At 70.2% G+C, this 12,046-nt stretch carries 9 protein-coding genes; 1 reads left to right on the top strand and 8 read right to left on the bottom strand.

Annotated elements, in window-relative coordinates; all coding sequences use genetic code 11:
- Positions 1 to 79: 79 nt before the first annotated feature.
- Positions 80 to 1,459 carry a hypothetical protein gene (locus DL990_RS11135; protein ID WP_125798620.1) on the top strand — a complete coding sequence of 460 codons (1,380 nt, stop codon included), beginning with the start codon at positions 80 to 82 and terminating at the stop codon, positions 1,457 to 1,459.
- Between the two features lie 72 nt (positions 1,460 to 1,531).
- On the opposite strand, the gene DL990_RS11130 is transcribed toward DL990_RS11135, so the two are convergent.
- The 8 genes from DL990_RS11130 to carB form a co-directional block, all read right to left on the bottom strand.
- Positions 1,532 to 3,625, bottom strand: a complete 2,094-nt coding sequence (locus DL990_RS11130) for a primosomal protein N' (protein ID WP_125798619.1) — start codon at positions 3,623 to 3,625, stop codon at positions 1,532 to 1,534.
- A 259-nt stretch (positions 3,626 to 3,884) separates the two neighbouring features.
- Positions 3,885 to 5,099 (bottom strand): methionine adenosyltransferase, encoded by a 1,215-nt coding sequence (gene metK / locus DL990_RS11125; protein ID WP_370306052.1) that lies wholly within the window; start codon positions 5,097 to 5,099, stop codon positions 3,885 to 3,887.
- Between the two features lie 84 nt (positions 5,100 to 5,183).
- The gene (coaBC, locus tag DL990_RS11120) at positions 5,184 to 6,404 is read right to left on the bottom strand and encodes a bifunctional phosphopantothenoylcysteine decarboxylase/phosphopantothenate--cysteine ligase CoaBC (protein WP_125798618.1); all 1,221 of its coding nucleotides are present in this window, start codon (positions 6,402 to 6,404) and stop codon (positions 5,184 to 5,186) included.
- Entirely contained in the window at positions 6,397 to 6,666 is a 270-nt protein-coding gene (gene rpoZ, locus DL990_RS11115) for a DNA-directed RNA polymerase subunit omega (protein WP_005152353.1), read from the bottom strand. The genes coaBC and rpoZ overlap by 8 nt, the downstream gene beginning before the upstream one ends.
- A 23-nt stretch (positions 6,667 to 6,689) precedes the next feature.
- Entirely contained in the window at positions 6,690 to 7,319 is a 630-nt protein-coding gene (gene gmk, locus DL990_RS11110) for a guanylate kinase (RefSeq protein WP_125783640.1), read from the bottom strand.
- Positions 7,316 to 7,633, bottom strand: a complete 318-nt coding sequence (gene mihF / locus DL990_RS11105) for an integration host factor, actinobacterial type (RefSeq protein ID WP_003096398.1) — start codon at positions 7,631 to 7,633, stop codon at positions 7,316 to 7,318. Before mihF ends, gmk begins: the two co-directional genes overlap by 4 nt.
- 107 nt (positions 7,634 to 7,740) lie before the next feature.
- Positions 7,741 to 8,580, bottom strand: a complete 840-nt coding sequence (gene pyrF, locus DL990_RS11100) for an orotidine-5'-phosphate decarboxylase (protein ID WP_125783638.1) — start codon at positions 8,578 to 8,580, stop codon at positions 7,741 to 7,743.
- Positions 8,577 to 11,891 carry a carbamoyl-phosphate synthase large subunit gene (carB, locus tag DL990_RS11095; RefSeq protein ID WP_125798617.1) on the bottom strand — a complete coding sequence of 1,105 codons (3,315 nt, stop codon included), beginning with the start codon at positions 11,889 to 11,891 and terminating at the stop codon, positions 8,577 to 8,579. The genes pyrF and carB overlap by 4 nt, the downstream gene beginning before the upstream one ends.
- Positions 11,892 to 12,046 lie beyond the last annotated feature (155 nt).

Below are 12,046 nucleotides of genomic sequence, written 5' to 3'. Positions count from 1 at the left end.
CTGTCCACCCCGGACAAGACCCGGCCAGACCTGCGAACGTCGGTAGTGCGGCCCGGCCTCGATGAGAAGAATGCGGTCCATGAAGACTCCCGGCAGGCGATGGGGCGTGCTCCTTCCGCTGCTCATCGCCCTCCCCGTCCTCGCGGTCCTCGGCGTCGCCCAAGCCGAAGACGCGCGTGCCTGCTTCGACGACTCCGCCGCGATCACCGTCGAGGAGAAGCGGCTCACCGCGACCATGCCGTCCGGTGGCCCGGCGGTCGGCCCTGAACTCGTCCGGCTCGCCGGATTCGACAAGCTCGTCTCCGACTTCACGACGCGCCTCTGCACGACCAAGACCGCTTTGCGCGCCGAGAAGCTCGCGGAGACCGCCGGTGACGGGCTCTGGCGGACCGCCGTCGACCGCGCGCAGGGCCGCCGTCCCGATCTCGTCGGCATCGACAAGGCCGACGACCGGCCGCTCTATTGGGCACGCCTGCAAATGAGCAAGGCGCTGCGCCAGTGGACGCCGCGCTTCCCGCTGTCCGCGCCCGCCCGCGCGGACCTGCTGAAGACGTTCGATGTCGGCGCCCGCGGCCTCGACGACTCACGCTTCCCTGCCGGCCCCAAACTGCGCCGGGTGCTGGTGAGCGGGTTCGACCCGTTCACCCTCAACGGCGCGGGCGTCCGCATCGCGAACCCGTCGGGTGCGGCCGCGCTGCACCTGGACGGCAAGGTCATCCAGACGCCGACCGGGCCCGCCCTGGTGCAGGCCGTGTCGTTCCCGGTGGTCTGGAGCTACTTCGACGCCGGCATCGTCGAGGCGGCCTACGGCCAGGCGTTCAAGGACCGCTTCCGCCGCCCGGAGCTGATCATAACGATCAGCCAGGGCCGCCCCGGCCGCTTCGACATCGAACGCTGGGCCGGCGCCTGGCGCGGTGGCTCGCCGGACAACCTCGACGAGCCCGTCCGCGGCGCGGTCCCGCCCGCCGCCGGCTGGCCGCAGCCGGACGTCCAGTTCATCGAAACCACGCTGCCGTACGAAAAGATGCTCGCCGCGCCCGCCGGGGCGTACCAGGTGCTGTACAACCAGGCGTTCTGCGTCTGGCCGGACAGCGGCAACCCGGGGGCGGGAACGGCGGTCTGCCGGACGGACTCGCCGAAGCCCGGCGAGATCGCCGCTTCCGGTGGCGGCGGCAACTACCTGTCGAATGAATCGATGTACCGGAGCAACCGGCTGCGGACGGGACTCGGCCTGGACGGGATCGCGGGCGGGCACCTGCACACGCCCGTCCTAGGCACGCCCGCCGATCCTTCGGCGCTGACCGACGCCGACTTCGAGGCACGGCGGGCGGCGATCTCCTCGCAGATCGTCACCCTGCTCACCGCCGCTCTCGGCGGCTCCGCCGCGAAGGCGGCTACGCCCGCTCCGGGCGCTTCGGCGCGCGCCGACGTCCTCGCCACCCCCGGCACGACCCTCTGACCCCCCGCAATTCGGCACCTGGTTGCGATCGTTGCACGCGCAAGGATCGCAACCAGGTGCCGAATTGCGGGGCTAGATGAGCTCCAAGGGGTCCAGCTGGATCCGGATGGGCTCGGCGGCCTTGCGCGCGTCCCGGCGGGCGGCTGCCGCGTGGATCGCGGCGGCGAGCGCCTTTCCGTCCGGACGTGCGACGCGCACCAGAGCACGCTCACGTTCGGCCTTGCCGTCCTCATCGACCTCGCCGAGCGGCACTGGGCCCAGCACTTCGCCGGTCTCCGGCAGGGCGAGATCGTCGAGCAGTCCGGCGACCGCGTCCGGGGTGCCCTCGACACTCGCCATCCGCATCGCGGGCGGGAAGCCGAGTTCGCGCCGTTCTGCCAGTTCCTGGCTCGCGTGCCAGCCCGGGTCCCACCGCACCAGCGCCTGCACGACCGCGAGACCCGCTTCCGCGCCGACGAACACCCGGCCGCCTTCGGTCCCCGGCCGCACCAGTGCCGCGGCCGCCATCCATCGGCGCAAGGTCTCCTCCCCCGCGCGCAGGTCCTCCCGTCCGAGCAGCGCCCAGCCGTCCAGCAGCAACGCCGCGCCGTAGCCGCCTTCCGCGACCGGCTCGGCTCCCGGCGTGCACACCACGAGCGCCGGTTTCCCCGGCACTGAAGCCAAAACCTCCGACGCGCCCGAGGTCCGCACGGGGAATCCGGTGAACGCGCGGCCCAGTTCCTCCGCGGTGCGCTTGGAGCCGACGACGACCGCCCGCAATCGCACGGAACCGCAAGCGGCGCAATGGAAGTTCGTCTCGGGGACACCGCACCAGCGGCAGGCGGGCGGCCTCGGCGCGCCGTCGATCAGCCCGCCGGGCAAGGAAAGCGGACCGGCGCACCGGCGGCAGTGCGCCGACGTCCGGCAGTTGCCGCAGGCGAGGCCCGGGACGTATCCGCGACGCGGAACCTGCACGAGGACAGGGAATCCGCCCGCCAATGACTGCCGGGCCGCCTCGAAAGCGACCGACGGGAGGCGCGCGGCCTTCGCCGCTTCGTCCCGGGCGACGTCGAAGTCCTCCCCGACCGGGGTGACCCGCGGCGCCGCGGCCCGCAGTTCGGGGCGTGCCGCCACGAGAGGCTGCGCCCAGCCCGATTCCACCAGGAACTGCGCCTCCGCGGTGCGCGCGAAGCCGGCGACGAGCATGGATCCCTTCGCGGCGTGCGCGCGGTCCATCAGCACGTCGCGGACGTGCGGGTACGGCGCGTGCTGATCGAGGTGGACGTCGTCGCCGTCGTCCCACACCACGAACAGGCCAGGATCGGCGACCGGCGCGAACATCGCCGCGCGCGTGCCGACGACGACCCGCACCGCGCCGCGCAGCACCGCGAGCCAGCGGCGATACCGCTCGGCCGGCCCCAGCCCGGCGATCAACGCGACCACGGAATCGGCGCCCATCAGTTCGGCGCACGCGTCGTGCAGACGAGTGAGGTCGCGGTGGTCGGGAACGACCATGACGACCCCGCGTCCGGCGGCAGCCGCGACGGTGGCCGCTTCGGCGAGGCGGCGCGGCCAATCCTCACCCGGCAAGGCCTGCCAGACGGCGTTGGCCGGCCGCCGTTCCGCGACGGCCTCCAGGAAAGCGGGGCCGTTTTGGTACCGCTCCCAAGCCGTGGTTTCGGGCGGTTCCGGCGTCGACGCGGGCTCGGCGGGCGGCTCGGCCTCGACTTTCGCGTGCCGGGACGGGATCGCGAGCCGCAGGACGTCGCTGAGCGTGCCGCCGTACCGGTCCGCGACGGATCGGCAGAGCGTGTGCAGAGCCGGAGGCAGCACCGGTTCGCTGGAGGTCACCCTGTCGATGTACGCGAGCTTCCCGGTGAACTCCGTGGTGTCGGCGCGCTCGACGAGGTACCCGTCGACGAGCTGGCCCGCGAACCGGACGCGCACCCGGCAGCCGGGCACGGCGGCTTCGTGCAGCTTCTCGGGGATCCGGTAGTCGAAGGTGCGGTCGAGGTGCGTGAGCGGGATGTCCACGACGATCCGCGCCACCGGGTTCTCGGGCGCGGGATTCTGCGCGCCGCGGCGGCTGGCGGATTTCGCGCGGGACGGTTTGGCCTTCCGCGCCGGCTCGGCTTTCGGAGGCGCCGGAAGGTCCCACAGCGGGGTCGGTTCGGGACTGCTGCTCACCCGGTGATCTCTACCAGACTCTGTCGCCACTGCCCGTCACCGCATGAGATGAAGGGGCCTTTCATGGCAAATTTTGCAATGAAAGGCCCCTTCATCTCAGTCTTTACACCTTTGGTCCGGGGCGATGGGGCGCGTTTCGTTGCGGAGTGCCGTGAAGGACCCCTTCATGTACCTCCGGTACCGCACACATCAGGCCTGGACGTAGTGAAGGCCTCCTTCCCTACCCTCAAGGTAGGCAGGGAGGCCTTCACGGAACGGATCAGGCGCCGGCGGCCGACTTCAGGTCCGCGGCCCGCGCCGTGCTCTCCCACGGGAGGTCCAGCTCGGGACGGCCGAAGTGGCCGTACGCGGCTGTCGGCGCGTAGATCGGGCGAAGCAGGTCGAGATCGCGGATGATCGCGGCCGGACGCAGGTCGAAGACCTCCGTGATGGCGGCCTGGATCTTCGACGGGTCGACGGTCTCGGTGCCGAAGGTCTCGACGAAGAGGCCCACCGGGGCCGCTTTGCCGATCGCGTAGGCGACCTGGACCTCGGCGCGCGAAGCAAGCCCGGCGGCGATGACGTTCTTCGCCACCCAGCGCATCGCGTACGCGGCCGAGCGGTCCACCTTGGAGGGGTCCTTGCCGGAGAACGCGCCGCCACCGTGCCGGGCCATGCCGCCGTAGGTGTCGACGATGATCTTGCGACCGGTCAGGCCCGCGTCGCCCATCGGGCCGCCGATGACGAAGCGGCCGGTCGGGTTGACCAGCAGGCGCACGTTGGAGGTGTCGAGGCCGAGCTCGGCGATCTCCGGGGCGACCACGTGCTCGCGGACGTCGACGCCGAGCATCTGCTCCAGGTCGATGCCGTCCGCGTGCTGGGTGGACACGACCACCGTGTCGAGCCGCACCGGCTGGTCACCGGCGTATTCGATGGTGACCTGGGTCTTGCCGTCCGGGCGCAGGTACGGCAGCACGCCGTCCTTGCGGACCCGGGTCAGCCGCTGCGAGAGCCGGTGCGCCAGCGCGATCGGCAGCGGCATCAGCTCGGGGGTGTCCGAGCAGGCGTAGCCGAACATCAGGCCCTGGTCTCCGGCGCCCTGGCGGTTGATCTCGTCCTCGTCGGACTCGACGCGGGACTCGTACGCGGTGTCGACACCCTGCGCGATGTCCGGCGACTGGGAGCCGATCGCGACGTTGACGCCGCAGGAGTTGCCGTCGAAGCCCTTGGCCGAGGAGTCGTAGCCGATCTTCAGGATCACGTCGCGGACGATGGTCGGGATGTCGGCGTAGGCCTCGGTGGTCACCTCGCCGGCGACGTGCACCTGGCCCGTGGTGATGAGGGTTTCGACCGCCACGCGGCTGCGCGGGTCCTTGGCCAGCAGGCCGTCCAGGATCGAGTCGCTGATGGCATCGCAAATTTTGTCGGGATGACCTTCAGTCACCGATTCCGATGTGAACAGTCTGCTCGTGGACGCGGTCACGGTGCCCGTCACTCCCTCACCTAGACGTCTGATGCCTAGAAAGTTAGGCACCCCTCAGCTTGAACTCAAGCCTACTGACTATCGCTTTGGGGGCTCTCAACGCTTCATCAAGGTCACAACAGCATCCCACAATGTGGACGCCAGTTCAGCCTTGGCTCCGAGGGGGATCGGGATTTCGGTGCCGTCGGCCCCGAGCAGCCAGCCCGAGTTGTCCTCGGTCCCGAAGGCCTTCCCCTCACCGACGGCGTTCACCACCAGCAGGTCCGCGCCCTTGCGCTTCAGTTTGACCCTGGCGTGGTCGAGGACGCCGCCCTTGTCGTCCCCGGTTTCGGCGGCGAAGCCGACGACCACCTGCCCTGGGGTCCGATTGCGCACGAGCTCGGCCAGGATGTCCGCGTTGCGTGCGAGCTCGACGACGGGATCCGGTGCGTCGTCGGACTTCTTGATCTTGTGATCGGCCCGGTTCGACGGCCGGAAGTCGGCGACGGCGGCGGCCATCACGAGGACGTCGGCGGAGGCGGCCTCGGCGTGCATGGCCTGGCGCATCTCCTCGGCGGTCGACACGTGGACGACCTTCGCGCCCGCGGGCTCCGGGAGCGCGACGGTGTGCGCGGCGACCAGCGTGACCTCGGCGCCGCGCTGGGCGGCGACGCGGGCCAGCGCGTAACCCTGTTTGCCCGACGAGCGGTTGCCCAGGTACCGGACCGGGTCCAGCGGCTCGCGGGTGCCACCGGCCGAAATCGCCACGCGCACGCCTTCGAGGTCGCGCGGGAGGGCGTTCGGCACGGCGAGCAGGAGCCGGGCGAGGTCGACGATCTCGGCCGGGTCGGCGAGCCGCCCCTCGCCGGTGTCCTTGCCGGTGAGCCTGCCGGCGGCGGGTTCGGCGACGACCAGGCCGCGTGAGCGCAGCAGCGCCACGTTGTCGCGGGTGGCCGGGTGCTCCCACATCTCGGTGTGCATTGCCGGGAAGAAGGCGACCGGGCACCGGGCGGTGAGCAGGGTGTTCGTCAGCAGATCGTCCGCGATGCCGTGCGCGGCCTTGGCGAGCAGGTTCGCCGTGGCGGGCACGACGATCACCAGGTCGGCTTCCTTGCCGACGCGGACGTGCTGGACCTCGGGCACTTCGGTGAACACGCCGGTGTGGACCGGGTTCCCGGAGAGTGCCTCGAAAGTGGCCGCGCCGACGAAGTTCAGCGCGGCTTCGGTGGGGACCACGCGGACGTCGTGACCGGATTCGGTCAGTCCGCGCAGGACCTCACAGGCCTTGTAGGCGGCGATTCCGCCGCCCACGCCCAGTACGACGCGGGGCTTATTCACCCTCGGTGTGCTCGAGCAAGCCGCCGTGGATCTCGCGCAGGGCGATGGAGAGCGGCTTCTCGCGCGGGCCCGGCTCGACCAGCGGTCCGACGTACTCCAGCAGGCCCTCGCCCAGCTGGGCGTAGTAGTCGTTGATCTGGCGAGCGCGCTTGGCCGAGTAGATCACCAGCGCGTACTTCGAGCTGACCTTCTCGAGAAGGTCGTCGATGGGCGGGTTGGTGATGCCTTCGAGCTCTTCGTGCAGCGTGGCCTGAGTCGTCACTCGTGGTGCTCCGAATCTTCGGGTTACTTGTCGCCGGTTATCAAGTTTAGCAACTGCTCGGCGGCGTCTCGCACGTCGGCGTTGACGACGCGCTCGTCGAACTCCCCGGCGGCGGCGAGTTCGCGTTCCGCCTCGGCAAGCCTGGCCTTCACCGCGGCCTCGTTCTCGGTGCCGCGGCCGGTCAGCCTGCCGACCAGTTCGTCCCACGACGGCGGCATCAGCATCACCAGCCGGGCTTCCGGCATCGCCTTGCGGACCTGCCGCGCGCCCTGGAGTTCGATCTCCAGGATCGCGTTGCGGCCTTCGGCCAGGACCCGCTCGACGGGCCCGCGCGGGGTGCCGTAGCAATTGCCCGCGAACTCGGCGTGTTCGAGCAGTTCGCCGACGGCGACCATGCGGTCGAATTCGGGCCGGTCGATGAAGTGGTAGTGCTCGCCGTCGACCTCACCCGGCCTCGGCTTCCTGGTGGTCACCGAGACGCTGAAATAGATCTCCGGATCCAGCTTGCGCAGCTCCTTCGCCACGCTCGACTTCCCGACCCCCGAAGGCCCTGAGACGACCGTGAGCCGGTGCCGGGAAGAAACTCCCGCCACCGGCTCACCGCCGCGGTCAGCGCCCGGGGTCACCGGGTGGTCCTGACCGGTGCCGCTCACTCGCCGCTGAATTCGGCCAGCAGCGCCTTGCGCTGCCGGTCGCCGAGGCCGCGAAGACGACGGCTGGGTGCGATCTCCAGTCGTTCCATGGTCTGCTGGGCACGGACCTTGCCGACGCCCGGAAGAGCCTCGAGCAGAGCCGAGACCTTCATCTTGCCGAGGACTTCGTTCTCCTCGGCCTGCTTCAACACGTCGACCAGAGTGGTACCGCCCCGCTTCAGCCGCTCCTTCAGCTCAGCACGGATGCGGCGGGCGGCGGCGGCCTTCTCCAGCGCCGCAGCGCGCTGTTCCTCTGTCAGCTGGGGAAGTGCCACGTTTTCCTCCGGTAGTTCTCAAATCTGGGTGGGTGTGGCGACGGTACCCACCCGTTACCTCGGCCCACAATGCGGGGGTGGCTGGTCATGACGGATTCCCGGGCCTGCTATTGGCCTTTTTCCAGGGGACCGAGGGAATCCCGGGTCCGCCGAACGGCCGCACGCAACGCTTCGGGGCCGGGTCCGTGCCTGAGGACGTCACGGGACGACGCGGGGAGCACACCCGGCAGTCCCGGCCCGAAAAGGGCCCGCAAATCGGCCGGAGTGGCCCCCTGCGCCCCGAAACCGGGCGCCAGGACCGGACCGTTCAGCTTGCTCAGATCGAGCTCTCCCGGCGTGATGGTGGCGCCGACGACGACACCGATGTCACCCAAGGGCCCGACGCCCGCGTTGTACGCGGCCGCCGTGTCGACGATGTCCTGCGCGACGGTCTTTCCGTTGGGCAGCAAGGCGTTCTGCAATCCCTGCGCCTCCGGGTTGGAGGTGCGCGCGAGAACGAACAGCCCCTTGCCTTGCGTCCGCGCAACGTCGAGCGCGGGGGCCAGCGAACCGAAACCGAGGTACGGCGACACGGTGATGGCGTCCGCCTCGAGATCCGCGCCGGCGGGTAGGAACGCCGCCGTGTACGCCGCCATCGTCGAACCGATGTCGCCGCGTTTGACGTCCAGCAGGACGAGCGCGCCCGCCTCCCGGCACACCTTCATCGTCTTGGCCAGAACGGCGACCCCAGGAGGCCCGTAGGCCTCGAAAAAGGCCGACTGGGGCTTGATCACCGCGACCTCGGGCGCGATCGTCTCAGCGGCCGTGAGGGCGAACTTCTCCAGACCGCCCGCGTCCGCCGGGAGACCCCACGCCTGGAGCAACCCGGGATGGGGGTCGATCCCGGCGCAGAGCGGTCCCTTCTCGGCGACCGCCCGCGCCAGCCTCGCCCCGAACCGTTCGCTCATGCCTTGGCCTTCAGCGCCGCCTGGAGGCTCTGCAGCGACCGGACGCCGATGTCGCCCTTGATGACGGCCTCTATCCCGTGCACGGCCGCCGCGGCGCCCTGCACCGTGGTGATGCAGGGGATGTCCCGCGACACCGCGGCGGTGCGGATCTCGTAGCCGTCGATGCGGGGACCGCTGTTGCCGTACGGGGTGTTGATCACCATCTGCACCTCGCCGCTGAGGATGACGTCCACGACGTTCTGCTCCCCTTCGGCCGAACCCTCGTAGTGCTTGCGCACGACGGTGCAGGCGATTCCGTTGCGCCGCAACACTTCCGCGGTTCCCGACGTGGCGAGGATCTCGAAGCCGAGGTCCGCAAGCCGCTTCACCGGGAACACCAGCGAACGCTTGTCGCGGTTGGCGACCGAGACGAAGACCTTGCCCGACGTCGGCAGCGAACCGTAGGCGCCGGCCTGCGACTTGGCGAACGCCTTGCCGAAGGAGACGTCGACGCCCATGACCTCGCCGGTGGACTTCATCTCCGGGCCGAGAAGCGAGTCGACGCCGTGGCCTTCGGGGGTGCGGAAGCGGTGGAACGGCAGGACCGCCTCCTTGACCGCGACCGGCGAATCGGCGGGCATGTGGCCGCCGTCACCCTCGGTGGGGAGGACACCGGACTCGCGCAGCTCCTTGATCGACGAGCCGGTCATGATCAGCGCCGCGGCCTTCGCGAGCGGCACCGCGGTCGCCTTCGACACGAACGGCACCGTCCGCGAGGCGCGCGGGTTGGCCTCCAGGACGTACAGGACGTCGTCCTTGAGCGCGTACTGGACGTTCAGCAGCCCGCGGACGCCGACGCCGCGCGCGATGGCCTCGGTCGAGCGGCGCACCGTCTCGATGTCGGTCCGGCCCAGCGTGATCGGCGGGAGCGCGCACGACGAGTCGCCGGAGTGGATCCCGGCCTCTTCGATGTGCTCCATGACGCCGCCGAGGAACAGCTCGTCGCCGTCGAAGAGCGCGTCGACGTCGATCTCGATGGCGTCGTCGAGGAAACGGTCCACCAGCACCGGGTGCTCGGGGGTGACCTCGGTGGCGCGGTGGATGTAACCGGCGAGGGATTCCTCGTCGTACACGATCTCCATACCGCGTCCGCCGAGCACGTAGGACGGCCGGACCAGGACCGGGTAGCCGATCTTGTCGGCGATCCGCTTCGCGCCCTCGAACGAGGTCGCCGTGCCGTACTTCGGCGCGGGGAGCCCGGCGTCGGTGAGGACCTCGCCGAACGCGCCGCGGTCCTCGGCGAGGTGGATCGCGTCCGGGGAGGTGCCGATCACCGGGACACCGGCGTCGGCGAGGCGCTTCGCCAGCGAGAGCGGGGTCTGGCCGCCCAGCTGCACGATGACACCGGCGACGGTGCCCGACTCCTGCTCGGCGTTGACCACTTCGAGGACGTCCTCGAACGACAGCGGCTCGAAGTACAGCCGGTCCGAGGTGTCGTAGTCGGTGGAGACGGTCTCGGGATTGCAGTTGACCATGACAGCCTCGAAACCGGCCTCGCGCAAGGCGATCGCGGCGTGCACGCACGAGTAGTCGAACTCGATGCCCTGCCCGATGCGGTTCGGCCCGGAGCCGAGGATCAGCACCTTCGGCTTGCCGGTCTGCGCGGTGATCTCCGACTGCGCCGCGGGATCGGTCTCGTAGGCCGAGTAGTGGTACGGCGTCTTGGCCGCGAATTCGGCCGCGCAGGTGTCGACGGTCTTGTACACCGGACGCACGCCGAGACGGCGGCGCAGCGCGCGGACGCCGTCCTCACCGGCCAGTTCCGGCCGCAGCGCGGCGATCTGACGGTCCGAAAGACCGGTGCGCTTGGCGCGCCGCAGCAGCGGCTCGTCCAGCACCAGGGCGTCGCGGACCTCCGAGCCGACCTCGCCGATGAGGGCGATCTGGTCGATGAACCACGGGTCGATACCCGAGGCCTCGTGGATCTCCTCGACCGTGGCACCGAAGCGCAGCGCCCGCTCGACCTCGTAGATCCGCCCGTCGTGCGGCGTACGCAGGGCGTCCAGGATGGACTCCTTGGTCGCGCCTTCGGGGTCGGGGCGGGTCCAGAAGCCGGTGGCCTTGGTGTCGATGGACCGCAGTGCCTTGCCGAGCGCCTCGGGGAAGCTGCGGCCGAACGACATCGCTTCGCCGACGCTCTTCATCGTCGTGGTCAGCGTGGGGTCCGCGCCGGGGAACTTCTCGAAGGCGAACCGCGGCACCTTCACCACGACGTAGTCCAGCGTCGGCTCGAAGGCCGCCGGGGTCTCGCCGGTGATGTCGTTGCGGATCTCGTCGAGGGTGTAGCCGATGGCGAGCTTCGCGGCGATCTTGGCGATCGGGAAGCCGGTCGCCTTCGACGCCAGCGCGCTCGACCGCGACACCCGCGGGTTCATCTCGATGACGACCATGCGGCCGTCGGCCGGGTTGATCGCGAACTGGATGTTGCAGCCGCCGGTGTCGACGCCGACCTCGCGCAGTACGGCGATGCCGACGTCGCGCATGTGCTGGTACTCGCGGTCGGTCAGGGTCATCGCGGGCGCGACGGTGACCGAGTCGCCGGTGTGCACGCCCATCGCGTCGATGTTCTCGATCGAGCAGACGACCACCACGTTGTCGTGCCGGTCGCGCATGAGCTCGAGTTCGAACTCCTTCCAGCCGAGGACGCTCTCCTCGATCAGCACCTCGGTGACCGGCGACTCGGAGAGGCCGGTGGTGGCGAGGCGTTCCAGCTCCGCGTCGGTGTGCGCCATGCCCGAGCCGAGCCCGCCCATGGTGAACGACGGCCGGATGACCACCGGGAGGCCGACTTCGGCGACGGTCGCGCGGACCTCGTCCATGTCGTGGCAGACCCGCGAACGCGGCACGTCGGCGCCGATCGTGCGGACGATGTCCTTGAACTTCTGCCGGTCCTCGCCGCGCTGGATGGCGTCGATGTCGGCGCCGATCAGCTCGACGCCGTACTTCTCCAGGACGCCGCGCTCGTGCAGGGCGACAGCGCAGTTGAGCGCGGTCTGCCCGCCGAGGGTCGCGAGGATCGCGTCGGGGCGCTCCACGGCGATGACCTTCTCGACGAACTCCGGGGTGACCGGCTCGATGTAGGTGGCGTCGGCGAACTCGGGGTCGGTCATGATGGTCGCCGGGTTCGAGTTCACCAGCGAGACGCGCAGTCCCTCTTCGCGGAGAACGCGGCAGGCCTGGGTGCCGGAGTAGTCGAACTCCGCCGCCTGGCCGATCACGATCGGCCCGGAGCCGATCACCAGCACGTGCTGGATGTCTGTCCTCTTCGGCATTACTTGGCCTTCTCCGTGTTGATCATGGCGCGCGGTCGACGAACGCGTAGCCGGGCCGTGAGTTCTTGAATTCCGTTGCAGTCCGCGCCGAAGGCGGCCCGCCTCCACGTTCGCGAGGCCTTCGGCCGGTGCGCGCCGTCGTGGCCGGTCACCTG

It is taken from the genome of Amycolatopsis sp. WAC 01416 (assembly GCF_003947485.1).
In the GTDB taxonomy this organism is placed as follows: Bacteria; Actinomycetota; Actinomycetes; order Mycobacteriales; family Pseudonocardiaceae; genus Amycolatopsis.
The sequence above is the reverse complement of the archived record's forward strand: the minus strand, read 5'-3'. Positions and strand labels throughout refer to the sequence as shown.